This window comes from Collinsella aerofaciens (assembly GCF_015557435.1).
Classification (GTDB): domain Bacteria; phylum Actinomycetota; class Coriobacteriia; order Coriobacteriales; family Coriobacteriaceae; genus Collinsella; species Collinsella aerofaciens_Z.
This window is the reverse complement of the sequence record NZ_JADNOH010000097.1, coordinates 1-22,690: the sequence shown is the minus strand read 5'-3', so window position 1 is coordinate 22,690 and position 22,690 is coordinate 1. Positions and strand designations below refer to the sequence as shown.

General features: G+C 61.2%; 26 protein-coding genes and 2 tRNA genes. 27 read left to right on the top strand and 1 reads right to left on the bottom strand.

The window, feature by feature from the left end; translation table 11 throughout:
- The first annotated feature begins 79 nt into the window (after positions 1–79).
- From rsgA to proC, 25 genes are all read left to right on the top strand, one after another.
- Positions 80–1,033 carry a ribosome small subunit-dependent GTPase A gene (gene rsgA, locus I2G43_RS09590; protein WP_195535974.1) on the top strand — a complete coding sequence of 318 codons (954 nt, stop codon included), beginning with the start codon at positions 80–82 and terminating at the stop codon, positions 1,031–1,033.
- A gap of 251 nt (positions 1,034–1,284) precedes the next feature.
- Positions 1,285–1,944, top strand: coding sequence for a Flp pilus assembly protein CpaB (gene cpaB / locus I2G43_RS09585; RefSeq protein WP_324249538.1), 660 nt, complete (start codon positions 1,285–1,287; stop codon positions 1,942–1,944).
- The gene (locus I2G43_RS09580; protein ID WP_195535967.1) at positions 1,944–3,593 is read left to right on the top strand and encodes a P-loop NTPase; all 1,650 of its coding nucleotides are present in this window, start codon (positions 1,944–1,946) and stop codon (positions 3,591–3,593) included. The genes cpaB and I2G43_RS09580 overlap by 1 nt, the downstream gene beginning before the upstream one ends.
- Positions 3,590–4,918 carry a CpaF family protein gene (locus I2G43_RS09575; protein ID WP_006235095.1) on the top strand — a complete coding sequence of 443 codons (1,329 nt, stop codon included), beginning with the start codon at positions 3,590–3,592 and terminating at the stop codon, positions 4,916–4,918. Before I2G43_RS09580 ends, I2G43_RS09575 begins: the two co-directional genes overlap by 4 nt.
- A gap of 5 nt (positions 4,919–4,923) precedes the next feature.
- A complete protein-coding gene (locus I2G43_RS09570; RefSeq protein WP_229071773.1) occupies positions 4,924–5,817 on the top strand; it encodes a type II secretion system F family protein in 894 nt (297 codons plus the stop codon).
- Positions 5,814–6,455, top strand: coding sequence for a type II secretion system F family protein (locus I2G43_RS09565; protein ID WP_195535966.1), 642 nt, complete (start codon positions 5,814–5,816; stop codon positions 6,453–6,455). Before I2G43_RS09570 ends, I2G43_RS09565 begins: the two co-directional genes overlap by 4 nt.
- Positions 6,456–6,465: 10 nt before the next feature.
- Positions 6,466–6,699, top strand: a complete 234-nt coding sequence (locus tag I2G43_RS09560) for a hypothetical protein (RefSeq protein ID WP_138374415.1) — start codon at positions 6,466–6,468, stop codon at positions 6,697–6,699.
- On the top strand, positions 6,663–7,226 hold the full coding sequence (locus I2G43_RS09555) for a hypothetical protein (protein WP_138374416.1): 564 nt from the start codon (positions 6,663–6,665) through the stop codon (positions 7,224–7,226). Before I2G43_RS09560 ends, I2G43_RS09555 begins: the two co-directional genes overlap by 37 nt.
- A 1-nt stretch (position 7,227) precedes the next feature.
- Positions 7,228–7,446: a hypothetical protein gene (locus I2G43_RS09550; protein WP_022094024.1), complete on the top strand. Its 219-nt coding sequence runs from the start codon at positions 7,228–7,230 to the stop codon at positions 7,444–7,446.
- Complete coding sequence (locus tag I2G43_RS09545) at positions 7,382–7,918, top strand: TadE/TadG family type IV pilus assembly protein (RefSeq protein ID WP_195535965.1); 537 nt, start codon at positions 7,382–7,384, stop codon at positions 7,916–7,918. Before I2G43_RS09550 ends, I2G43_RS09545 begins: the two co-directional genes overlap by 65 nt.
- Before the next feature lie 76 nt (positions 7,919–7,994).
- Positions 7,995–10,055: a hypothetical protein gene (locus I2G43_RS09540; protein ID WP_195535964.1), complete on the top strand. Its 2,061-nt coding sequence runs from the start codon at positions 7,995–7,997 to the stop codon at positions 10,053–10,055.
- Positions 10,055–10,531 carry a TadE/TadG family type IV pilus assembly protein gene (locus I2G43_RS09535; RefSeq protein ID WP_138374418.1) on the top strand — a complete coding sequence of 159 codons (477 nt, stop codon included), beginning with the start codon at positions 10,055–10,057 and terminating at the stop codon, positions 10,529–10,531. The genes I2G43_RS09540 and I2G43_RS09535 overlap by 1 nt, the downstream gene beginning before the upstream one ends.
- Positions 10,507–10,887 (top strand): DUF192 domain-containing protein, encoded by a 381-nt coding sequence (locus I2G43_RS09530; protein ID WP_195535963.1) that lies wholly within the window; start codon positions 10,507–10,509, stop codon positions 10,885–10,887. Before I2G43_RS09535 ends, I2G43_RS09530 begins: the two co-directional genes overlap by 25 nt.
- 58 nt (positions 10,888–10,945) lie before the next feature.
- Positions 10,946–11,212, top strand: coding sequence for a hypothetical protein (locus tag I2G43_RS09525; RefSeq protein WP_195362141.1), 267 nt, complete (start codon positions 10,946–10,948; stop codon positions 11,210–11,212).
- Entirely contained in the window at positions 11,212–11,496 is a 285-nt protein-coding gene (locus tag I2G43_RS09520; protein WP_035137167.1) for a ribbon-helix-helix domain-containing protein, read from the top strand. Before I2G43_RS09525 ends, I2G43_RS09520 begins: the two co-directional genes overlap by 1 nt.
- A gap of 123 nt (positions 11,497–11,619) precedes the next feature.
- Positions 11,620–11,692, top strand: a tRNA-Phe gene (locus tag I2G43_RS09515).
- Positions 11,693–12,108: 416 nt separating this feature from the next.
- Positions 12,109–13,170: a glycoside hydrolase family 5 protein gene (locus I2G43_RS09510; RefSeq protein ID WP_161115712.1), complete on the top strand. Its 1,062-nt coding sequence runs from the start codon at positions 12,109–12,111 to the stop codon at positions 13,168–13,170.
- A gap of 6 nt (positions 13,171–13,176) precedes the next feature.
- Positions 13,177–14,055 (top strand): 16S rRNA (cytidine(1402)-2'-O)-methyltransferase, encoded by an 879-nt coding sequence (rsmI, locus tag I2G43_RS09505; protein ID WP_117655494.1) that lies wholly within the window; start codon positions 13,177–13,179, stop codon positions 14,053–14,055.
- 69 nt (positions 14,056–14,124) lie between these two features.
- The gene (gene metG, locus I2G43_RS09500; protein ID WP_089572678.1) at positions 14,125–15,726 is read left to right on the top strand and encodes a methionine--tRNA ligase; all 1,602 of its coding nucleotides are present in this window, start codon (positions 14,125–14,127) and stop codon (positions 15,724–15,726) included.
- A gap of 110 nt (positions 15,727–15,836) precedes the next feature.
- Entirely contained in the window at positions 15,837–16,697 is an 861-nt protein-coding gene (gene rsmA, locus I2G43_RS09495; RefSeq protein WP_195535962.1) for a 16S rRNA (adenine(1518)-N(6)/adenine(1519)-N(6))-dimethyltransferase RsmA, read from the top strand.
- Positions 16,687–17,604 (top strand): TatD family hydrolase, encoded by a 918-nt coding sequence (locus I2G43_RS09490; RefSeq protein ID WP_118093910.1) that lies wholly within the window; start codon positions 16,687–16,689, stop codon positions 17,602–17,604. Before rsmA ends, I2G43_RS09490 begins: the two co-directional genes overlap by 11 nt.
- A 43-nt stretch (positions 17,605–17,647) precedes the next feature.
- Positions 17,648–17,734 (top strand) — tRNA-Leu (locus tag I2G43_RS09485).
- A 287-nt stretch (positions 17,735–18,021) separates the two neighbouring features.
- A complete protein-coding gene (locus I2G43_RS09480) occupies positions 18,022–18,960 on the top strand; it encodes an SPFH domain-containing protein (RefSeq protein ID WP_118384984.1) in 939 nt (312 codons plus the stop codon).
- Between the two features lie 6 nt (positions 18,961–18,966).
- Positions 18,967–19,437, top strand: coding sequence for a 23S rRNA (pseudouridine(1915)-N(3))-methyltransferase RlmH (gene rlmH / locus I2G43_RS09475; RefSeq protein WP_117736221.1), 471 nt, complete (start codon positions 18,967–18,969; stop codon positions 19,435–19,437).
- 73 nt (positions 19,438–19,510) lie between these two features.
- The gene (gene proC / locus I2G43_RS09470) at positions 19,511–20,281 is read left to right on the top strand and encodes a pyrroline-5-carboxylate reductase (protein WP_161194705.1); all 771 of its coding nucleotides are present in this window, start codon (positions 19,511–19,513) and stop codon (positions 20,279–20,281) included.
- Positions 20,282–20,439: 158 nt separating this feature from the next.
- Here proC and I2G43_RS09465 read toward each other — a convergent pair whose 3' ends face one another.
- The gene (locus I2G43_RS09465; protein ID WP_168170424.1) at positions 20,440–20,613 is read right to left on the bottom strand and encodes a DUF6724 family protein; all 174 of its coding nucleotides are present in this window, start codon (positions 20,611–20,613) and stop codon (positions 20,440–20,442) included.
- A gap of 111 nt (positions 20,614–20,724) precedes the next feature.
- Between I2G43_RS09465 and serS the strand changes: the two genes are divergently transcribed.
- Together serS and I2G43_RS09455 are read left to right on the top strand one after the other, a co-directional pair.
- Entirely contained in the window at positions 20,725–22,008 is a 1,284-nt protein-coding gene (gene serS, locus I2G43_RS09460) for a serine--tRNA ligase (protein WP_055285929.1), read from the top strand.
- 173 nt (positions 22,009–22,181) lie between these two features.
- A complete protein-coding gene (locus tag I2G43_RS09455; protein ID WP_117645937.1) occupies positions 22,182–22,559 on the top strand; it encodes a hypothetical protein in 378 nt (125 codons plus the stop codon).
- Positions 22,560–22,690: the final 131 nt, after the last annotated feature.

Genomic DNA, 22,690 nt, shown 5'->3' with positions numbered 1-22,690 from the left:
GTTTGATGACCTGCCGGTCGATGAAGCCCAGCAGGCTGCCTTTGATGATTTCTGCGCGCATGTCGAGGAGCCCGAGCAGATGCAGCTTGGCGCCGTGGTGCGCTTGGATCGCGGGTTTCCACTGGTGGCGACTGCCGATGACACGTTTCGTGCCGAGCATGCTGTGGGGTTTGCCAAGTCACGCGGCGAGGACGAGGTCCTGCTGCCTGCCGTGGGCGATCGTGTGGCGGTGCGCCGCGCTCCCGGGCACGATATGGGCGTGATTGAGTGCGTGCTGCCGCGCCGTACGAGCTTTGAGCGTTGGCGCGGCCGTGCCCGCGGGGAGCGTCAGGTGCTCTGCTCCAACGTGGATAGCGTGCTAATCGTGCAGGCGCTCGGTGCCGGCGAGGTGCTGCTCGACCGTGTGGCGCGCTCGCTGGTGTTGGCGCTCGACTGCGATGCCGAACCGGTGGTGGTACTCACCAAAGCTGACCGCTGCGATGCCGAGGAACTCGAGCGCGATCTGGACCGCGTGCGCCGCCTGGTGGGTCCGGACGTGCGCGTGATCGTGACGTCCTCTGCCGAGGGCCGCGGCCTGGACGAGATCCGTGCCTGCGTGCCCGCCGGGAGCTGCGCCATGATTCTGGGCGAGTCGGGTGCCGGCAAGTCGACGCTGCTCAATGCGCTGCTGGGCCACGATACGTTGGCGACCGGCGGTGTGCGCGAACGCGACGATCAGGGCCGTCACACTACCGTCGCGCGCGTGATGGTGGCACTGCCGGGCGACGCCGGCGTGATCGCCGATGCCCCGGGCCTGCGCAGCCTGCCGCTCGTGGGTCACGAGCGGGGTCTGGCGCGCGCTTTCCCCGAGATTGTCGAGGCATCGCGCGCGTGCCGGTTTGGCGATTGCACGCATACCCATGAGCCGGGTTGCGCCGTTCGCGAGGCCGAGGACGCCGGGCAGATCGATAGCCTGCGTCTGGAAACGTTCCAAAACCTGGCGTCATCCATGCGCGTGAGTGCTCAAATGCTCGATCCCGATGTCCATCTGTAATTGATTTTTCCTATGACAGCCGTTTCCCAACTGTTCGGGAGACGGCTTTTTGCTGCGGAAAAGCCTCGAAACATGCAGTTTGCTGACGTGCTGACCAAAACCTTGCCACGAGCTTGACGGGCTGGTCAGCTTTTGGTCAGCGATTGGTTTGACATCGAAAACCAAGATTGCGATTGCGCCGCTTTGCACTCTGACCGCCCAGACAATGGTGGTACGGGCATTCGCCCGGCACTGCCATGAGAGGAGCGGCCGTGAACAAGAGCAAGCGCATCGCCATCAGTCTGGTCGCGGGCGTGCTCGCTGCTCTGCTCTGCATGGTTTACGGCTCATCGATCCGCTCACAAGCCGAACAGGTCCAGGCTGAGACCTTGGCCAAGTACGGTGGCGATCGCGTCGAGGTATGCGTCGCGGCGCGCGATATCGATGTGGGCGAGACCCTCGATGAGACCAATGTCATAACCCAGGGGTGGCTGACGAGTCTGCTGCCGCGTGACGCGGCGACCGAGCTGCGCCAGGTGCGCGGCGACGTGACGACTTCGCGTATTCCCAAAAACGCCGTGATCTGCAATGTCTACACCAAGGTCGAGAGCCGCAAGCTCGAGGTGCCTAAGGGCAAGGTCGCCGTTTCGGTGGCGGTCGATGCCGAGCACTCGGTCGGCGGTGCTACGGGCGTGGGCAGCTACGTGGATGTGTATGTGCAAAAAGACGGCGTGACCGATCGGCTGTGCGGCGCGTACGTGATCGATACCAGTGAGGATTCCGGTGCCACGCGCGAGGGCAAGATCGAATGGGTGACGCTGGCGGCTGACCCCGAAGACGTCAAGGAACTGCTGGGAGCCTCGGGCAAGGGAACGGTCAGCTTGACGATTCCCGCCACGGCGCGCGGCAAAAAGAGCGGAGGCGACGAGTGATGAAGGCGATCTGGCTTGCGTGCTGCGCGTGCGGCGATTACGGGCTGTTGCAGCGGGAAGTCGAGGGCCGTGATGCGGGTGCACAGGTGCTTCGCGTGGGTGACCTGGACGGGCTGGTTTCCATGGCGCGGGCGTTTCCGTCGCGCCGCGGGGCTGCCATCATCGCGGCGTCTCTGTTTGATACCGAAGATGTGCGCAAGACTGTTGCGCGCCTGACGGCCGAAGGCCGCGTGAGTCGCGTGGTCGTGTTGATAGAAGCGCTCGATCCGTCGGATATCGAGGTGCTGTTTCGCGCGGGGGCGACCGAGGTCATCGCTGCACACAGTATATGCGGCAACGGGCGCGCGGGCGAGGGAGCGGTTGATTCCGATCGGCGCATGACGATTGAGCCCGATGCTTTTGTTGATAGGGAACCCGGGGCGCCTCGCGCTACAAGAGGCCCGCGTGTTGATGATTATGGAAAAGCGGAAGCCGAGCATGGTCGGCGCCCCCGGAACCCCCTTGTATACGATGACGCTGGAGGGCCGGCGCAGCATGCTGGCGACTCCCCGGCAGTAGATATGGGATACGTGCACGGCGTGAATCTGGCGGATGAACTCGACGAAGTTGAGGGCCTTGCCGGGTGCGGCGAGTTGTCGCTGATGCAGCATGAGCAGATTGCGCAGAACGAGCCTGCCTCGCAGACCGAACAAGCAGCCATGCCGGCTTGGACGCAGCACGTGGTTGCGGCGGGGGAGACAGGGACGCTGTCACCGACGCCCGCCCCGCCGCCTCCGATGCCGCCGGCAGACGCTGCCGCTTCGCCGCATCGAGCTCCAGTCATCTGCGCTATTTCGGGTTCGGGCGGTTGCGGCAAGTCGACGATCGTTGCCACCATGGCACACGCATCGTCGCTGTTGGGCTTGCGTGCCGCCGTGCTCGACCTGGACCTGATGTTTGGAAACCTTTACGACTTGTTAGGCGTCGATGCTCCGCGCGATATGGCGGCACTTATCGAGCCGTCGGCGGCGGGCACGCTCACCGAGCCGGATATCGTAGCCGCTTCGATGCGCGTGGCGCCGGGCGTTACGCTCTGGGGTCCCGTCGCGGCGCCCGAGCAAGCCGAGCTCATGGCACGTCCGGTGGAGCTACTGCTTGATGTTCTGCGTCGCGAATCCGACGTGGTCTTTATCGATACCTCGGTCTTTTGGGGCGACGCCGTGGCGGCTGCGGTGGCGGCGAGCGACCGTTGCCTGGTCGTTGGCGATGCGGCGGTGTCGTCCGCGGCATCGGCATCGCGCGTCATTGAACTGGCAGGTCGAGTAGGTGTGCCGCGCACGCGCATGAGCGCCGTGTTCAACCGGTTCGGTGCGCGCGGGGCAGACGAGGACGTCGCCATGCGCTTTGAGATTGCCTGTGCGTTAAGCTCCAAGATTCGTATCGCCGATGGCGGGCAGGATCTCGCCGCGCTCATGGCGTTTGGGCGCGCTGACGAGGCAGTGGGGCAGACCAGCGCTTTTGCGACTAGCGTGCGCGAGGCCACGCGCGAGATGCTCGTGGAACTGGGGTGCGCCGTCGGCCCTTGGAGCGATATGGTCGCCGACCGTGCAACGCGCACCGAACGCCCGCGTATCCGCCTTCCCTGGTCGCGCGAGGGTGATCAGCGATGAGCCTGCAAACGAGGATTAAGGCTGCCGGCGCTGCGGCGGCGGCAGCGCCTGTAGATGCGGGGCGTCGCCGCGCCGTGAAACGACGCACCAAGCGCGCCGTGATGGACCGCATGGGTTACGACGAAGTGGCGCGTATCAGCGCCTATATCGACCCGGCACTTGCCCGCTCGGAATTGCGTCCTGCGGTGGAGGCGGCGCTCAATGTTGAGGAGCCGACCGATCTCGCGACGCCCGAGCGCGAGACCATCATCGACGAGATTTTGGATGACGTGGTGGGCTTGGGGCCGTTGCAGCCGCTCATCGAGGACGACACCGTTACCGAGATCATGATCAACGGCTGCCGCTCGGCTTTCTTTGAACGCGGCGGCGTCTTGTACCCCATCGAGCATGCGTTTGAGGATGATGAGCAGATCCGTGTGCTTATCGACCGCATTATCTCGCCACTTGGCCGCCGTATCGACGAGCGCAGCCCCATCGTCAACGCCCGCCTCAAAACGGGCTATCGCGTCAACGCGGTGATTCCGCCTGTGGCGATTGACGGACCGATTCTCACCATCCGAAAGTTCTCGGACCGCATCTGCTCACTGGACGAGCTTGTGGGGCTGGGGTCGCTGCCGCTTTGGTATGCGCAGCTGCTGTCGTGCGCGGTGTCGCTGCGACAGGACCTGGCGGTTGCGGGAGGCACGGGATCTGGTAAGACCACCCTGCTCAACGCGTTGTCATGCGAGATTTCCACCGGCGAGCGCATCGTGACGATCGAGGACTCTGCCGAGCTCAAGTTTGCGCATCATCCGCACGTGGTGCGCCTAGAGGCGCGCGAGGCTTCAATTGAGGGTGAGGGTGCGGTGACGATTCGCGACCTAGTAACTAATGCCCTGCGCATGCGCCCCGACCGCATCGTGGTGGGCGAGGTGCGTGGTGCCGAGTGCTGCGACATGTTGCAGGCCATGAACACGGGCCACGACGGGTCGCTCACCACACTTCATGCGGGTTCAGAACAGGAGACCGTGGTGCGTCTGACATTGCTTGCACGTTATGGCATCGATCTGCCGAGCGAGCTCATCGAGGAGCAGATTGCCATGGCGCTCGACGGCATCGTGATGTCCGAGCGCCACGCCGATGGCAGGCGTTTCGTCTCCTCGTATTCGGGGGTGCGTCGCGCCGCGTCGGGCGGCGTAGAGCTCGAGCGCTATGTGACTTTCGATGCCGCCGAGCGCACCTGGACGCTTGACCGCGAGCCGCCGTTTATCGCAGAAGGCCTGCGGTCGGGGACGCTCACACAAGAGGAGGTGGACGAATGGAGGTCGCTGTGCCCCTCGTCGTAGGGGGTTTGGCAGGGTTTTCTGTTGCGACGGCGTGCGGGGCGGAACCTCGTGTGCCGCAGGTGCCGCCGGCGGAGCTGGCGCGTCAGGCGCTCGAGACGGTGGCAGAGAGGCTGCCGCGTGAGCTGGTGGAAAACGATCTGCTGAAAAAGATCGCCCGTTCGTGGACATCGCTGGCTCCGGCGCATCGCCTTGGCCTCGTGATCGAAGATGCTTCGGGGCGTTTGGCGTTTCTACTGCTATCGAGCGGTGTCTGCTGCGTTTTACTAACGATGGTGTCGTTATCGCCCCTCGGGTTTGCCTTGGGACTTGTTGCTCCGATTGCCGCTGGCGCCGCTCGGGATGGCTTTGAGAGCCGGCGCGAGCAACACGATGCAGAAGAGGCAATGCCCGAGGCGTTTACCGCACTTTCCATGTCGCTTGCCTCGGGACATTCGCTGGCCCAGGGCATGCGCTTTGTGGGCGCTCATGCGCAAGAACCGGTGCATACCGAGTTTTTGCGGGTGGCGGCGGCGATCGATTGCGGTATCTCGGCGACCGACGCGCTCGATGACTTGCTCGTGCGCATCGACGCTCCCGGCCTTTCGCTTGTGACCTTGGCGCTTAAGGTGTCTCAGCGCACCGGTGCTCCGCTTGCCGACTTACTGTCCGAGGCGTCGAGCATGGTGGGGGAGCGCATTGAGCTCAAGCGCCGCCTGGATGTCAAGACGTCGCAGGCTCGCATGTCTGCGCATATGGTCGCGGCGATGCCGGCGGGCATGTGCGCGGTGTTGGCGCTGCTTTCGGCAGATTTTCGTCGCGGTCTTGCGACGCCTGCCGGCGTGGGCGCTGTGGTGCTGGGTCTTGCCCTCAATGCCGTTGCCCTGGTGGTTATCCGACGCATTATGCGGGTGGAGCTATGAGCGCCCCGGTTGCAGTTGCGGCTTGCCTGTGCGCCCTGAGTGTATTTGTCGCGACGGGTTTGGATCGGGCGGATGCACGCAAGATCGCAGGGGCCTGCAAGCGCGAGGCGGTGCTGGTCGCTGCCGCGGGTCGCTCAGTGGTCGATGCCCTGACCGCGCGAGTGAAGGGCGCGGTTGGAGTGGGCGGCCCGGCGCGAGTGTCGCTCGGCGAAGTGTCCGAGATGATCGATGTTGTGCGCTTGGGTCTTTCGGCCGGTCTTTCGTTTGATGCGGCGCTTGAGATTTTCTGCGCCAACCGCCGGTCAGTGCTGGCTCTTCGCCTTGAGCGGGCCTGCATGGCGTGGCAGGTGGGCGTGGGCACGCGTGAGGACGAGTTGTTGGCCGCCGCGCGCGACCTGGACGTGCGAGCGCTCGAGACCTTTGCCATCACGGTGGGGCAGGCGCTCGCCCTGGGTGCCCCACTTGCCGAGACGCTGGCCGCTCAAAGTCGCGAGATCCGTGCGGCTCATCGCGCTGCGGTCGAGCGCGAGATCGAGCGTGTGCCCGTCAAGCTGCTGATTCCCACCGGCACGCTCATCTTGCCGGCGTTGCTTCTGTCCATATTGGGCCCGCTGCTGGGAGCAGGCGGGATGATGTAGGGAGGAATACATGAACACGATGACTGACGCTGCTGGCAAGGTCCAGGGCTGGGCGTTTTGCCGGGCGGCACATGTTCGTCAACGCGCCAAGGAGCTACTGCAGGAGGAGAGTGCACAGGGTACCACCGAGTATGCCATCTTGGTCGGCGTGCTCGTGGTGATCGCGATTATCGCCATCGTCGCATTTAAGGGCAAGGTTAAAGAGCTATGGGATGCGATCAGCGAGGGCATCAACAGCCTGTAGAGGGCGAGCGCCCCATCGGGGTGCTGCTGGTGTTTGCTTGCCTGACCGTGGCGATAGCGGCGGTGCTTTGGGGGCTTAACGCCGCGCGGCAGCAGCGTCCTGGGGCCGCCTTCGATTCGGGCTCAGATTCGGCGGTGGCGTCTCAAAAAGATGAGATGCGAGATGCGGACGATTCGGATGTCGCTGTCACGGCGCAAACCTTTCTGCGGACGCTCGACAAGCGGTCTGGCACTGCGACGGATTTGCCTGAGGACAACGCGATTGCGGTCCGGCTTGCATGGTCCGAGGACCGACCGATGACCGAGGCAGCGGCGGATATGTTACGCGCCTACCGCGAGGTGCCAACGTCCCAGCTCGCCCTGAGCGGCTATCTCGATATTAAGGGCAACGTATGGGGCGCCATCGTGCGCGATGGGCGCGGCTGGGTCGATATGGTGACGGTTGCCGCGGATACTGGCGATGCTTCGTGTCGTCTGCGCGCCGTGCGCTTGGTCCCGCAAACAATAAGTTCAAAGGAGGGATCGTGAAATGCATGGCGTTCTGCGTGAAGAGGTTGCCCAAGCGACTGTGGAATACGCCATCGTCACGGTGGCGCTGTTATCGATCGTGCTGGCGATCGCGGGGCTTTGGCGTGCTGGCACCGATGGGCGCTTGGCGGCGCTGGTTGAGCGGGCGGCATCCCATGGCGTTGCCTCGACGTCGGTTATCGACGCCGCTGCGGGTGCTAAGGACATCGCGTTGTATTGATATCGCGCGTGAGGACCGGGCGCAGTCTACGGTCGAGGCCGCTTTTTTGCTGCCGACGTTTCTGACGCTCATCCTTCTCGCACTGCAACCGGTGTGCCTGCTTTATACGCGCGCGGTCATGGAGTCTGCCGCCGCCGAGACCGCGCGGCTCATGACCACGACGACGGCGGAGGACGACGATCTTAAGGAGTTCACCCGCCGCCGACTTGCCGCAGTGCCCAACGTTTCGATCTTTCATGCCGGCGGGCCGTTGTCGTGGGATATCGAGCTTGGCCGGGCCGGTGCGGGTGGCGTCTCGTCCGTGTCCGTTTCCGGCGAGGTCAAGCCGTTGCCTGTGATCGGTGCGTTTGCGCAGGCTATGGGTGGTACCGCCGAGGGCGGCTACGTTGAGCTCAAGGTCGATGTCTCGTATCAATCGCGTCCCGAATGGCTGGAGGGAGATTATGATTCGTGGATTGCTGCATGGGATTAGGCGCTGCCTGTTGCGGGTGACGCAAGGGTTTGCGGCCCGCCGTCGACCAGGCGCTCTCCGCAAACGAGGCGGCTTTATGGGTCGAGCCGGTATCGACCTGTTTATCGAAGACGGTGCCTACACCACGCTCTCCTCTGCGGTGGTCATCTTGGTGGTGCTCACGCTGCTGTTTTCGTCGACCGCGGCGATATGGAGCATGTCGCGTGCCGGGGATACCCAGGTGGCGGCTGATAGCGGCGCGCTGGCGGGTGCCAACGTAGTGTCGTCCTATCACACGGCTGCCACGGTGGTTGATGCGAGCATCTTGAGTCTGGGGCTGGCGGGGTTTGCCACGATCGGGACGGGCCTGGTCGCCATCCTCATCCCGGGTACCGAGCCGGTTGCCGGCAATATGGTCGACACCGGGATTGAGATCATTAAAACGCGCAACAAGTTTGCCAAAAGCGCATCGGAAGGCTTACAGAAAATCGAGACGGCTCTGCCGTATCTGATCGCCGCGCGTGCCACGCAGGCGGTGTCGGCGCAGGATACCGATAGTGTGACCTATACCGGTACGGCGCTTGCCGTGCCCAGGACATCCGAGTCTGACTTCGCTGCGCTCGAGGGGTCCGAGATCTCGACCGATGCCATTAAAGACACATCAGATGATTTAGAGTGTGCGGCCGAGGAGCTGCGGAAGGCTTCTGAGGACACGGCGAAGGCTAAAGAGCGTGCTTGGCTGGCGGATTGTGGTGGGTCTGACAAGGGCTCGGTCGGCAGCTGTTCTTGCATGTGGGGGCGTGCGAAAAGCCTAACGGATCTCTCCGGTGTTCAAAATCCGCATTACTCATCGAGCGTTACGTGGGAGCCCCAAGTTGCCCTTGATCGCGCGAAGGACTACTACCATTGGCGTCTGACAAATGAGAAGCCCCACGGCTCGAGTGTCGAGATGAAGGCAGAGTCTGCGGCGCGTAAGGCGTTTTATATCTATGCGAGCGCGGAGGTCGATCGGGCACATATAACCGAGAACGGAGACAGGGTTTCCTCCTTTATTCCGCTGCTGCCGCGCAACTCTGATGAGGTTCGGGCGACGGAACTCTATACCGATGCGGTGTGGCCGACGAGCGTGAACGATGACAAGGCGTATCTGCATTACGGGACGACCTGCCCTAACTATAAGAAAGGGACGCCGAGCGGATTTGCTTCGGTTGCCGATTACGATGGACAGGATAAATGCAGCAAATGCCATTTTGGCGTTTCGTCGCTTGGTGCTGTTGCGGCGCCTTCAACCTCTATCGAAAACGGCTTCGAGTATCACTTTGACAAGTTTAAAGACGCTCTGGAAGACTACGTCGAATGCCGCAACAAAGAGCTCGAGCTCATGCGCCAGACCGAGGACGAGGCTGACCGTGCGGGCAACGCGTTTGACCAGGCCATTAAAGCGCTTTCGGGCGAGCGTCCGCGTATCGCCCCGCCCGGTCGCAACGGCGTGGCTGCCTTTGCGGTTTCGGGTGCCATCTCGAGCCCCGATGAGCTCAACTCTTCGTTTAACACGACAGTCAGGCTTGGCGATCGCGGCGCGATCTCTGCTGCGGTGCTGGCGCCCGATGACGCGACGGCGCAGAACAACGTTCTCTCGCGGTTTTTCTCGACGCTGGAGGAGCGTTCGGGTGGCGTTGCCGGCGTACTCGATGGCGTCATGGATGTTTGGGGACGGCTGCTTGTGGGATACGGAGACATTCAGGGCTCGGCCGACGAGCTTATGGATGAGATGATCGATGGCCTGGGAGGGAGCAGTGGCGCGCTGGGCTCCATTGCATCGTGGCTCGGCGATACCGTTTCGGCGTCCGTGGCGGCGCTGGGCTTGGAGCCGTGCGACTTGCGCCTGCGAAAGCCGGTGCTGACCGATTCTGCCAACGTCATTAAGAGTCCGGGGTCTGACATTGCGGGTCTCTCTCAAGCGCAAGACAAACTGCGAAGTATTCCGTTGGGCGTGACCGATCCCAAGGCGCTTTGCGAGGCGTTGGAATATCAAGTCGAACGCACCATTAGCGGTACGGTGTTCACACTTGCGGAGATTCCTCTGCCCGGCGGCGGTTCCATCCCGCTCACCGTCGATGTCGCCACGCTGGTTGGCGCTCTGGGCGGTGGGTCGTAATGAGTATCCGCATGCGTCTGCGCGAGGAGCGCGCCCAAGCGACGGTGGAGATGGCAGTGGTTACGCCCGTTTTGCTGGTGCTGGCACTCATCGTGTACAACGTCATGATCTTTGCCGGCGCTGTCGCGCGCTTCGACCGCGTGGTGCCCGACATCGTGCTAGCGCATGCCGTGGCGTCGGAGGGGGAGGGCGACGAAAGCTCTGCCGATGCCTCGGCGACGGTCCAGACTCAAATTCTGAATGCCATGGAAGGCTATGACTTGCAGATCGAAGTGTCGAGCGAGCAAGGCGCGAAGGCATCAGATGGTGGCCTGCTCTCCCTATCCGGTACGTTTAGGACCTACACCTGCACCATGCACTATGAGCCGTGGCCGACTTCTCTCAGCATCGCTGGCGTTCCGCTGGGGGCGCCGACAACGTTGTCGCACGAGCGCGCGGTGACGGTCGATCCATGGCATCCGGGGGTGGTCATGTGACCGCGGTCTCGTCCTACATCGCCTACGCGCGGGCACTCAATAGGCTGGGTTGGACGCCGGCCGAGTTTGTGGTGGCGGAGTCGTTTGTCGTGCGCCTGCGCGGCATGCTGGGACGGCGTCCGGTTGCCGCCAACGGCCTGTCGCTCGTCATGGCGTTTCCATGCTGCTCTTCGGTCCATACGTGTTTTATGGCCTATCCCATCGACATCGCCTTCATCGATCGCGACGGCAATATCCTCGCGCGCTACGAAAACGTTCGTCCTTGGCGCATGTGCTCCTGCCTCGGCGCCTGGGCCGTACTAGAGCGTCCTTCAATCATTGTTTCGACTCCTGCTCTCCAACGCGTGCCGGCTTAAGAATTGGCGACAGTGGACTTTCGTCATACGAAATTGGGTAAGATGGAGGAGAAGATGCATGGATGTTGAGATCCATCCCAACGCTAAAAAGCACCTGACGGAAAAGCAGGTGCTTAGCGCTTGGCTTGCGGTTACTGAGTGCATTCGTCGCGAGCCGAAGGACGAGCCGCCGAGATGGCTTGCAATTGGATGGCTCTCAGACGGACGAAGCGTGGAGCTTGTCGCGGTCGAGCTTGTCCGTGGGTGGCTTATCATTCATGCCTTGTCTCCAGTCCAGAAGAAATTTTGGCAGGAGATTGAACAGGCTCGGCAAAGGGGTCGATGATGGGCAAGACGTATACGGCCGCTAATGGTCAGGTTGTAACGGATGAAATGATTGACGCGTGGTGCGAGTCGTACGAGCGCGGAGAGTTTCCGGATGGCGAACACACCGTTGGTGGGATCGTGCATGGACGGCCCCCGCTCTCAGGTGAGGGGACGGCAACGCTGTCGGTCAAGATTCCTCTGGGAATGAAGGAGGCCATTCGTCGACGGGCGGCTGCCGAGGGGATGACGCCAAGTGAGTTTGCCCGTGCGGCTCTGAGTGAAAAACTTCTTGCTGCCGGCTGATGCCTCTGACGTGCCGATTTATAGAACCGAGGCTGTGCCCAAAAACTTTTTTAAAATTCTCGGTTGACCGGAACGCGTCCTTGGTTATACTAATCAAGCCTTGAAACAAGGCACACCTCAAATGGCTGGGTAGCTCAGTTGGTAGAGCAGAGGACTGAAAATCCTCGTGTCAGGGGTTCGATTCCCTTCCCCGCCACCTTGAATTGACTAGGACCTCTGCAAAGGGGTCCTTTTCTTTTATTGAGGGCTCTGCGGAAATTGCGTCCCGGAATTTGGCTTCAGAGTGGGATGCGTTTTCCGCTTTGAGGCCGCTTGGGAAAGCGCGACCCGGAATCCGGCGTCAGAATGGGATGTGCTTTCCTTTTGCGGTCTTTGGCGGAAACTGCGTCCCAGATCCCGCGCTCAGAACGGGATGCGCTTTTCGGCCGCCTACTTCCGGCGCATATGTACATCTCGGCGCGCCATCTCGGGCCCGCCCAGATATTCCTCCCGCTTTTGCGCCACTTTACAGACCGTTCGGTCGTCTGTCCGCACGCGCGGGTATACTCAAAACGATACTTTTCCTATGCAATACGATGCAGGCTCGGCCTGCACGATCCGAAGGGGGCAGTGATGGAGAGGATACTCGGCGTTAATCTCTCTGGCTGGTTTATTCCCGAGCCTTGGGTGACCCCGTCGCTATACGCGGCGACCGGTGCATCCAACGCGGCCGAGCTGCAGGAGGCCATGGGCACCGCCGCCTATAACGAGCGCATGCGCCGTCATTACGAGACGTTTGTGAGCGAGGACGATTTCCGTCGCATGGCGCAGATCGGTCTCAATGCCGTGCGTCTGCCGGTGCCCTGGTATGCCTTTGGCTCGCAGGAGTCCGATGCGTCCTACATCTCGGTTGTCGACTACATTGACCGTGCGATTGAGTGGGCTGCCAAGTACGACATCCGCGTGCTGCTTGATCTAGCAACTGTGCCCGGTGGCCAGGGCGATTCCAATGATTCGCCCGCCACGCCAGAGGCTGTTGCCGAGTGGCATTCGTCCACCAACGGCCGTCATGTCGCACTCGACGTGCTCGAGCGCTTGGCCGATCGCTATGGCGAGGCCGAGAGCCTGCTGGGCATTGAGCTGCTGGACACGCCGCAGATGAGCGTTCGCAAGAGCCTCTTCACCATGACGGATGGCATTCCTGCTCACTACCTGCGCAATTTCTATCGCGATGCCTACGAGCTCGTCCGTTCGTATATGCCCGAGGATAAGATCGTCGTCTTCTCGTCGTCGGGGCATCCCAGCGAGTGGAAGCATTTTATGCGCGGCGCCAAGTACAAGAACGTCTACATGGACCTTCACCTGTACCATTACCGCGACGAGTATGCGCTCGACATCACGAGCCCCCGCGGGCTGACGACGGCGATTTCGCGTAACAAGCGCGAGCTTAAAGAGGCGATTTCGACTGGGTTCCCCGTGCTGGTGGGCGAATGGTCGGGCGCGGCGATCTTTGCTAACTCGTCGGTTACGCCCGAGGGCCGCAATGCCTACGAGCGCGTGTTTATCGCCAACCAGCTGGCTTCGTTTGCGCCGGCTGCCGGTTGGTTCTTCCAAACGTGGAAGACCGAGAAGCGCATTGCAGCATGGGACGCCCGCGCGGCGCTCGGTACGCTCGAGCGCGGCATGATTGAATAGGTTGATATGACGCAAAACAGCGCCCATACGGGCAAACTCTATGTGGTCGGCACGCCCATCGGCAACCTAGGCGACCTGTCCTCGCGCGTTGGCGAGGCTTTTGCCGCCGCCGATGCCATTTGCTGCGAAGACACGCGTGTGACGTCAAAGCTGCTGATGCACCTGGGTATTTCCAAGCCGCTTGTCCGTTGCGACGAGAATGTGATCGCTAGCCGCGCTGCCGGCCTGGTCGACCGTCTGCTGGCGGGGGAGACCCTCGCCTTTGCCTCGGACGCCGGCATGCCGAGCGTGTCCGATCCCGGCCAGGCGCTGGTCGAGGCGGCGCGTGAGGCCGATGTGCCTGTCGAAGTTATTCCCGGACCCTCTGCTTGCGTCACGGCACTCGTTTCGTCCGGCATTCCCTGCGAGCATTTTTTCTTCGAGGGCTTTTTGGGCCGAAAGCACGGCGACCGTGTGCGCCGTTTGCAGCGCCTTGCCGTGGTGCCCGGCGCACTCATCTTCTACGAGTCTCCACATCGCATCGTGGCGACGCTCGAGGCCGTGGCGGAGGTCTTTCCCCAGCGTGAGCTTGCCGTCTGCCGCGAACTCACCAAGCTGCACGAGGAGGTCTTGCGCGGGCCCGCTGACCAGCTTGCCGAGGAGCTGCGTGCTCGCGGCGAGGTAAAGGGCGAGATTGCGCTGGTCATCGCGCCGCCGAGCGAGGACGAGGAGGCCGGCATCGCGCCGGTTGGCGCTGCGGTAGCGGATCCCGACGATGCCCTGCGCGAGGATATCCGCACCGCGCTCGAGGAGGGGGAGCCCGCCTCTGCGGTGGCCAAGCGCCTGTCTCAGAAGTATTCGCGCCGCAAGCGCGATGTCTATGCCATGGTGCTCGATATGCAATAGATGGAGGATATCCAGCCCTTGCGCTAGAATCATCCCCTGTATGCAACGTTTTTCTGGAGGACAAACCCCATGGATCAAAGCAAGCCTTCGTTCTTTATCACGACGCCCATCTACTACGTCAACGCCGATCCGCACCTGGGCACGGCTTATTCCACCATCATCGCCGACGTTCAGGCTCGCTATCGCCGCTCCGCCGGCTATAACGTCAAGTTCCTGACCGGCATGGACGAGCACGGCGAGAAGGTCGCCGAGGCCGCAGCCAAGCATGGCATGACGCCGCAGGAGTGGACCGACAGCCAGGCTCCGCACTTCAAGGAGCTTTGGAGCAAGCTCGAGATCTCCAACGACGACTTCATCCGCACCACCGAGCCGCGCCAGCATCATGCCGTGCAGTACCTGTGGGAGCGCATGAAGGAGTCCGGCTATCTGTATAAGGGCAGCTACGACGGTTGGTATTGCGTGCCTGACGAGACCTACTTCACCGATACGCAGGTCCAGAAGGGCGACGAGGAGTACGGCAGCGTCGGCCAGCATCTATGCCCCGACTGCCACCGTCCGCTTGAGCGCGTCCAGGAGGAGTCCTACTTCTTTAAGCTTTCCGCCTTCCAGGACAAGCTTCTCAAGCTCTATGACGAGCACCCCGACTTTGTCGAGCCTGCGTTCCGCATGAACGAGGTTCGCAGCTTTGTCGAGGGCGGCCTCAACGACCTTTCCGTGAGTCGCACGAGCTTTGACTGGGGCATCCAGGTTCCGTTTGACGAGGGCCATGTGACCTATGTATGGTTTGACGCGCTGCTCAACTATATGACGGCCGTCGGCTACGGTGTCGACACCGACGAGGCGCGTGCCGAGCTGGCCTATCGCTGGCCCGCGCAGTTCCACATCGTGGGTAAGGACATCATCCGCTTCCACTGCGTCATTTGGCCCGCCATGCTTATGGCCATCGGCGAGGCCCTGCCCGAGCACGTCTTTGCCCACGGCTTCCTGACCGTGCGCAATGCCGAGACCGGCAAGGCCGAGAAGATGTCCAAGAGCCGCGGTAACGCCATCGCTCCGCAGGACGTTATCGACATGCTGGGCGTCGAGGGCTATCGCTACTACTTTATGACCGATGTCGTTCCCGGTACCGACGGCGCCATCAGCTTCGATCGCATGGAGCAGGTCTACAACGCCGACCTGGCCAACAGCTGGGGCAACCTTATCTCGCGTTCGCTCAACATGAGCGGCAAGTACTTTGACGGTTGCGCGCCCGCCAAGCCCGCATCGTTCGATGCGTTCGACAACCCGCTGGCAAAGATCGCCGATGGCCTGGTCGACCGCTACATGGCCAAGATGGACGTGCTCGATTACGGCGGAGCCAAGGATGAGGTCATGGAGCTCATCCACGCCGCCAACCACTACATCGAGGACTCCGAGCCCTGGGCACTTGCCAAGGACGAGGCCAAGGCTGACGAGCTGGCGTTTGTGATCTACAACCTGCTCGAGGCCATCCGCATTGCCGCTCACCTGCTGATGCCGCTCATGCCTCAGACCTCTGCCGAGGCCCTGCGCCGCCTGTCCTGCGAGAACGAGGCCGCGACCGACGACCTCAAGGGCATTTGCGCTTGGGGCCTGCTTGCTGGTGGTCAGCCCGTCGAGAAGGGCGATCCGCTGTTCCCGCGTCTGGCGTAGAGACCGCGCGAGCGCCATATCGGCAATTTGCTGTTTAGATGTAAGGGCATGGCCGCAACGGTCCATGCCCTTTCGTTTCAAGACGCCGCCATCATGCTAAGGAGGCAACTATGACAACTTCGCCTTTGGCAAACCCCACGGCAACAAGGGAGCTGCTGGAGGAGTTTGGCCTTGCGACCAAGCATCGCCTGGGCCAGAACTTTCTAATCGACAATCATGTGATCGAGCGTATCTGCGAGCTTGCCGAGCTTGCAGGTGACGAGCGCGTACTCGAGGTGGGTCCGGGTTGCGGTACGTTGACACTTGCGTTGCTGCAGGAAGCGGCGTGCGTTACGTCCATTGAGGCCGATCCTGAGCTCGAACCGGTGCTCGACGCCCACGCCGCCGACTATGCCAACTTCCGCTTTATCATGGGCGACGCGCTTAAGGTGGGCCCGGAGCAGATTGAGCAGGCTGCGGGCGGTGAGCCGACGGTATTTGTCGCGAACTTGCCTTATAACGTGGCGGCGACGATCATTTTGCAATTTTTCCAGACGATGCCGGCGCTCAAGCGCGCCGTCGTCATGGTGCAAAAGGAGGTTGCCGATCGCATTGCCGCAGTGCCGGGCAACAAGACCTATGGCGGCTATACGGCAAAGCTTGGCCTGTATGCGCAGGTAACGGGTCGCTTTGAGGTGCCGCCGCGTTGCTTTATGCCGGCGCCACACGTGGACTCGGCCGTCGTGCGTATCGACCGTGTTGACGGTGTGGTGCCCGAAGGACTCGATCGCGAATTTGTGGCCCGCGTGATTGACGCTGCATTTGCTCAGCGTCGCAAGACCATCCGCAATTCCATGAGCGCCAACGGCTTTGCCAAGGACGTGCTCGATGTCGCCTTTGAGGCTTGCGGTATCGCACCTACCACGCGCGCCGAGACGCTCGGCGTCGCCGACTTTGTGTGCCTGGCTCGGGAGCTTTCCCATGACGCTTAATGCCGAACGCGTGACGTTTACCAAGAAAAAGAAGACGGTTGCTTGTCCCGTGCCCTTGGCACCGCTTGCCGACACACATGCGCATCTGCTTTCGTTCTGGGGCAAGGATGTGCCCGAGACACTCGTGCGTGCCAAGGCGGCAGGCATCGACCTGTTGGTGACGGTCTTCGACCCCATCGCCGACAAGCGCAGCGTGACGGACTATAGCGACTGGCTCGTGCGCGAAATTCTGCCGATGCAGGATATCCCGCAGATCAAGTATCTTGCCGGCGTGCATCCGTATGGCGCGCCGGACTATACCGACGACATTCACGCGCAGGTTGTTGCTGCGCTTGATGACCCTTTGTGTGCCGGTATTGGCGAAATCGGTCTGGACTACCACATGGATTACGACGACGACATCACGCCGGCGCCCCACAGCGTGCAGATTGATTGCATGGCGCGCCAGCTCGAGCTTGCCGTGTGTCGTAACGTGCCGGTGGAGCTGCATCTGCGTCACGAGGACATGGACCAGGAGCGTACCTCGCACGTGGACGCCTACAACGTGCTTCGTGAGGTGGGCGTGCCCCAGGCCGGTTGTGTGCTGCACTGTTTTGGCGAGGACCGCGCCACGATGGAGCGCTTTGTGGAGCTGGGCTGCTATATCGCCTATGGTGGTGCGGCCACCTTTAAGCGCAACGACGACGTGCGCGAGGCATTTGCGGCAACCCCACTCGATCGAATTTTGTTCGAGACGGATTGCCCGTATATGGCTCCGGAGCCCATCCGCGGTCTTGAATGCGAGCCCGCAATGATCTCCATTACGGCAAACGCGCTGGTTAACGACCGTGTCGATCGCACTGGTGAGGACGCCGAAACAATCGCGCATGCCGCTTGGGAAAATGCCTGCAAACTTTTTCAAAAATAGTTCTTGCGTTCGCGGTGGCGCTCCGTTATTCTAATTCCTGCACGCGGGCGTGGCGGAATTGGCAGACGCGTACGGTTCAGGTCCGTATGGGGGCAACCCCATGAAGGTTCAAGTCCTTTCGCCCGCACCATTGATTGAAAGAGCTCCCAACAATGGGGGCTTTTTTGTTATGGGCCCACCGCGGGGACTTGAACCTGCGAAGGAGCGAGCGTAAAGAAAACGCGGAGCGTTTTTAGCGAGCTGGCGAGTCCGCCGGCAGGCGGGCGAAGCCGGTGCGGATCCGCGAAGCGGATACGCGGACGTCCTTTCGCCCGCACCATTGATTGAAAGAGCTCCCAGCAATGGGAGCTTTTTGTTATGCACGATCTCCTTGGACGGGTATCCTAATGGCAACGTGTGCCTATCAGAGGAGAGACCATGCTGTTTTCCGGTATCATCGCCGCCCTTACCAGCCTTTTGATTCCCATCATCATCCTGTTGTTGCTGCTCCCCAACGCCTGCTACGTCGTTGAGCAGCAGCACGCTGTGATCATCGAGCGCTTGGGTAAGTTCAATCGTATCGTCAACGCGGGCTTCCACGTGAAGGTGCCCGTGATTGACCGCAAGGCCGCCACGGTGAGTCTGCGCACCATGAAAAATGGTTTTGGCATCGACGTTAAGACCCAGGACAACGTGACCATTGGCCTTGAGGTCTCCGCTCAGTACCACGTGAGCTATGACATGGGCGCCGGCCCGGCAGATTCGGGCATCTACAAGAGCTACTACATGCTGCAGGAGCCCGTCGACCAGATGCGCGACTTCATCACCGACGCCCTGCGCTCCTCCATCCCCGTCTACACACTCGATGAGGTCTTTGCCAAGAAGGATGACATCGCCAAGGATGTCAACGCTACCGTTTCCGAGCAGATGGCCGCCTACGGCTTCACCCTCGTGTCGACGCTCATCACCAAAATCGCACTGCCGACCGAGGTTGAGAACTCCATGAACGACATCAACGCCGCCCAGCGCAAGCGCGCTGCGGCACAGGAGCTCGCCGAGGCAGACCGCATCAAGCGCGTCACCGAGGCGACCGCCGAGGCTGAGGCTATGGAAAAGGCGGGCGAGGGCATCGCCAACCAGCGCAAGGCGATCGCGCTGGGCATCAAGGACTCGCTCGAGATTATCCAGGAGACGGGTGTTGGCAACGATGAGGCCAACCAGCTGTTCATGTTTACGCAGTGGACCGAGATGATGACGGAGTTCGCACGTACGGGCAAAAACTCGACGGTCGTGTTGCCGAGTGACTTCTCGCAGTCGGCCTCTATGTTCGAGCAGATGCTGGCTGCCGGTAAGGTTCAGAACGAGTCAAAGGAGTAGGCACGCGTGAAATACACCGTCGTTTGTGTTGGCAAGCTCAAAGAGCGCTTTTGGAAGGATGCCTGCGCTGAGTACACGAAGCGTCTGGGCGCCTATGCCAAGGTGGATATGCGCGAGGTGGCCGATATCGACCCGGCCAAGGCGGGCGGTGTGGATGCCGCGCGTGACAAGGAGGGGGCGGCGATTCTTGCTGCCTTGCCGTCTCGAGCGCATGTGATCCTGCTGGCTATCGAGGGCAAGGAGCGTTCGAGCGAGGAGTTTTCGGCGAGGCTCGACGATCTTATGCTGCGAGGCAGCAGCGACATTGCCTTTGTAATCGGCGGTTCGGACGGCGTGAGTGATGACGTGCGCGCACGAGCCGACGAGATGCTCAGCTTTGGACGCATTACTTTGCCGCATAACCTGGCGCGTGTGGTGCTGCTAGAGCAGATTTACCGTGCCTGCAAGATCAGTCGTGGCGAGCCGTATCACAAATAGGTCGGCAATACGAAACAATGGCGTGGGACAATACCTTTCGTTTTGAGGAATGTGTCTGAAAGGACTATGAGATATGAAGATTGGATTTGTCGGTTTTGGCAATATGGCGAGCGCTATGGCCGATGGCTGGATCGCTGCCGGTGTAGCTGCGAGCGACATGTGCGCCTGCGCGGGTCGCTACGACGCACTGGTTGAGCGCTGCGAGGCGCGCGGCATGGTCGCCTGCCACGATGCCGCCGAGGTTGTCGCCGCATCCGATATCGTGGTCGCTGCGGTCAAACCGTATATGATCGAGGAGATATTCGCCCCGCTCAAGGATGCTCTTGCCAAAAAGGTCGTTCTGTCGGTTGCCTGGACCTGGGACAGTGCCAAGTGGGAGCAGGTCCTGCCGGGCGTCGCGCATATCTCGACGGTGCCCAACACGCCGGTTTCGGTGGGCGAGGGCGTCATCGCTTGCGAGAAGGCTTCCACGCTTAGTGATGAGCAGAGCGCAGTGGTGCTTGATCTGCTTGGCAAGCTCGGTGCGGTGGTCGAGCTCGATACGAGCCTGCTGTTCGTGGGCGGCACGGTGGGTGGTTGCGCTCCGGCATTTGTCGCTATGGCAATCGAGGCCCTGGGCGATGCAGCGGTCAAGCACGGTATTCCGCGTGCTGATGCCTATCGCATTGTGAGCCAGATGGTGCTGGGTACGGCAAAGCTGCAGCTTGCAACTGGCCAGCATCCCGCAGCGATGAAGGATGCTGTGTGCTCGCCCGGCGGCGCCACCATCAAGGGCGTCGTTGCGCTCGAGGACGCCGGCATGCGCAGCGCCCTGGTCAAGGCAATCGACGCAACCCTCCAGTAAAACCGACCAAAAAAGGGACAGGTTTATGTTGGCAGGTTTTTCCTGCGGTTTTGTCCTTTTAGCGAAAAGTGCCCCGCAACTGGCTCAATTCCAGTTGCGGGGCGCTTGCGTTTGCCCGGATAAAACCGACCAAAATAAACCTGTCCCTTTTTGGCGGGTTAGTCCCAGAAGCTGTCTTCTTCGTCCTCGGATTTGGGGCCGCGGTCGACATACATCTTATGGGTGCGCTTCTCCATTACAAAGGCAATAATCGCAAACAGCAGGATGCCGCCGGCGAAAAGGATGGCAAAACCGGTGCGGGTGCCAAACAAAAAGGAAAAAACTGCGTCCATTGGGTGCCTTCTTGCGTAGTTGAGTTGGGTCGTAAACGCTCATAAGTATATACTTGCCCATACATGTACAAGGTTGCAACCTAAATGGAATGTATATCGCCGGAGGATCTAATGCTTGATATCAAGTTTGTTCGCGAGAACCCCGATGCCATCGATGTCGCCATGGCTAACCGCCAGACGTCTTGGGATCGCGAGAAGTTCTTTGAGCTCGACGACGAGCGTCGTGCCGTCATCACCGAGGTTGAGGAACTTCAAGCCACGCGCAATGCCGAGTCCAAGAAGATCGGCGCCCTGATGAAGGAGGGCAAGAAGGACGAGGCCGAGGCCGCCAAGGAGGCCGTGCGCGCCGTCAACGAGAAGATTGACGGTCTGGCCGAGCGCCGCACTGCTCTCGAGCAGGAGCAGTACGACTTCATGGCTCACCTGCCCAACATTCCTTGCGAGGCCACGCCGTACGGCAAGGACGAGGACGAGAACATCGAGCGCCGTCGTTGGGGCACCCCGCGCGAGTTCGACTTCGACTTTAAGCCACACTGGGATCTGGGCACCGATCTGGACATCCTCGACTTCGAGCGTGGCAACAAGCTCTCCGGCAGCCGCTTCACCGTTCTCGGTGGCGCCGGCGCCCGTCTTGAGCGCGCCCTCATCAACTTCTTCCTCGATACGCACACCAGCCGTGGTTTTAAGGAGTGGTGGCCGCCCATCGTCGTCAAGCGTCAGACCATGTTCGGCACGGGCCAGCTGCCCAAGTTCGAGGACGACGCCTATCACGTCTCGGGCGACAACTTCCTGATCCCTACCGCCGAGGTCGTGCTCACCAACCTGCACGCCGGTGAGGTCCTCGACGCCGACACCCTGCCGCGCCGCTACACCGCCTTCACCCCCTGCTTCCGCGAGGAGGCCGGTTCCGCCGGTCGCGATACCCGTGGCATCATCCGTCAGCACGAGTTCGACAAGGTCGAGATGGTCAAGTTCGCTAAGCCGGAGGAGTCCGACGAGGAGCTCGAGAGCATGACCGCCGAGGCCGAGTACCTGCTGCAGCAGCTGGGCCTTCCGTATCGCGTGATTAGCCTGTGCACCGGCGACTTGGGCTTCTCTGCCCGTCAGACCTACGACATCGAGGTCTGGCTGCCGAGCTACAACGCCTACAAGGAGATCAGCTCCTGCTCCAACTGCGGTGACTTCCAGGCCCGCCGCGCCAACATCAAGTATCGCGACCCCGAGAACTTCAAGGGTTCGCGCTACCTGCACACCCTTAACGGTTCCGGCCTGCCGGCTGGCCGTACCATGGCTGCCATTCTGGAGAACTACCAGAACGCCGACGGCACCATCACGATCCCCGAGGTCCTGCGTCCCTACATGGGCGGCCTCGAGAAGATCGAGCCGGTCGCGTAACTTGGCTGCATAGGCGATATGCAAGGGCGCTCCTTCGGGGGCGCCCTATTTCGTGCGCAGGTCCATACCATGCCGTGCGGACAGCTCAATAGAAAACACACGAACAACTGTTCTGTATACAGCCATCTACCTGCTATGCTTTTGCTAAATAAGAGCGAGAGAAAGGGGACGCGATGGAGCTGTTTGATGATCGGGTGGTTTTGTTTGAGAGCGACGAGGGCGGGGAGTACCTGCTTGTGACGTGTGAGCCGTCTGGCATGGGTGGCCTGGTGGTTCGACAGACGAGCGAGGGGCCGTTGACGCAATGGTGCTACGAGGAGTCGCCTCATGTGGTTGAGACGTTTGTGGCGCACGAGGGGCTTGTGGCCCTAGAGCATTTCTATGGGGTCCAGACATCTAATCAGGTTGCTCGCATGTTGAGCATCTCGTTTGCCGATTATGATTGTGCCCAGCGGGTGAGATCGCTCCTGAGGGAACTTGATGCTAAGTTTGACGTGATCGAAAAGCCAATCGATCGTACGGGGAATGGCGGTATATGCGGAGCAGCATGACAAGACTGCGTTCCACAAAAAAGTTTGAAATTGTGCTTGACTCCAATAAGCTAAAGTGGTTTTATATGTCTTGCGCTGCGGCGTTACCTCAGCTGGATAGAGGGTCTGACTACGAATCAGAACGTCATAGG

Excerpts from the sequence above, each read along its gene's own strand:
- rsgA (WP_195535974.1), top strand. The coding sequence starts at position 80 with ATGCAGCTTGGCGCCGTGGTGCGCTTGGATCGCGGGTTTCCACTGGTG.
- I2G43_RS09580 (WP_195535967.1), top strand. The coding sequence starts at position 1,944 with ATGAAGGCGATCTGGCTTGCGTGCTGCGCGTGCGGCGATTACGGGCTG.
- I2G43_RS09575 (WP_006235095.1), top strand. The coding sequence starts at position 3,590 with ATGAGCCTGCAAACGAGGATTAAGGCTGCCGGCGCTGCGGCGGCGGCA.
- I2G43_RS09565 (WP_195535966.1), top strand. The coding sequence starts at position 5,814 with ATGAGCGCCCCGGTTGCAGTTGCGGCTTGCCTGTGCGCCCTGAGTGTA.
- I2G43_RS09560 (WP_138374415.1), top strand. The coding sequence starts at position 6,466 with ATGAACACGATGACTGACGCTGCTGGCAAGGTCCAGGGCTGGGCGTTT.
- I2G43_RS09555 (WP_138374416.1), top strand. The coding sequence starts at position 6,663 with ATGGGATGCGATCAGCGAGGGCATCAACAGCCTGTAGAGGGCGAGCGC.
- I2G43_RS09550 (WP_022094024.1), top strand. The coding sequence starts at position 7,228 with ATGCATGGCGTTCTGCGTGAAGAGGTTGCCCAAGCGACTGTGGAATAC.
- I2G43_RS09545 (WP_195535965.1), top strand. The coding sequence starts at position 7,382 with ATGGCGTTGCCTCGACGTCGGTTATCGACGCCGCTGCGGGTGCTAAGG.
- I2G43_RS09540 (WP_195535964.1), top strand. The coding sequence starts at position 7,995 with ATGGGTCGAGCCGGTATCGACCTGTTTATCGAAGACGGTGCCTACACC.
- I2G43_RS09535 (WP_138374418.1), top strand. The coding sequence starts at position 10,055 with ATGAGTATCCGCATGCGTCTGCGCGAGGAGCGCGCCCAAGCGACGGTG.
- I2G43_RS09530 (WP_195535963.1), top strand. The coding sequence starts at position 10,507 with ATGGCATCCGGGGGTGGTCATGTGACCGCGGTCTCGTCCTACATCGCC.
- I2G43_RS09525 (WP_195362141.1), top strand. The coding sequence starts at position 10,946 with ATGGATGTTGAGATCCATCCCAACGCTAAAAAGCACCTGACGGAAAAG.
- I2G43_RS09520 (WP_035137167.1), top strand. The coding sequence starts at position 11,212 with ATGGGCAAGACGTATACGGCCGCTAATGGTCAGGTTGTAACGGATGAA.
- I2G43_RS09510 (WP_161115712.1), top strand. The coding sequence starts at position 12,109 with ATGGAGAGGATACTCGGCGTTAATCTCTCTGGCTGGTTTATTCCCGAG.
- rsmI (WP_117655494.1), top strand. The coding sequence starts at position 13,177 with ATGACGCAAAACAGCGCCCATACGGGCAAACTCTATGTGGTCGGCACG.
- metG (WP_089572678.1), top strand. The coding sequence starts at position 14,125 with ATGGATCAAAGCAAGCCTTCGTTCTTTATCACGACGCCCATCTACTAC.
- rsmA (WP_195535962.1), top strand. The coding sequence starts at position 15,837 with ATGACAACTTCGCCTTTGGCAAACCCCACGGCAACAAGGGAGCTGCTG.
- I2G43_RS09490 (WP_118093910.1), top strand. The coding sequence starts at position 16,687 with ATGACGCTTAATGCCGAACGCGTGACGTTTACCAAGAAAAAGAAGACG.
- I2G43_RS09480 (WP_118384984.1), top strand. The coding sequence starts at position 18,022 with ATGCTGTTTTCCGGTATCATCGCCGCCCTTACCAGCCTTTTGATTCCC.
- proC (WP_161194705.1), top strand. The coding sequence starts at position 19,511 with ATGAAGATTGGATTTGTCGGTTTTGGCAATATGGCGAGCGCTATGGCC.
- I2G43_RS09465 (WP_168170424.1), bottom strand. The coding sequence starts at position 20,613 with ATGGACGCAGTTTTTTCCTTTTTGTTTGGCACCCGCACCGGTTTTGCC.
- serS (WP_055285929.1), top strand. The coding sequence starts at position 20,725 with ATGCTTGATATCAAGTTTGTTCGCGAGAACCCCGATGCCATCGATGTC.
- I2G43_RS09455 (WP_117645937.1), top strand. The coding sequence starts at position 22,182 with ATGGAGCTGTTTGATGATCGGGTGGTTTTGTTTGAGAGCGACGAGGGC.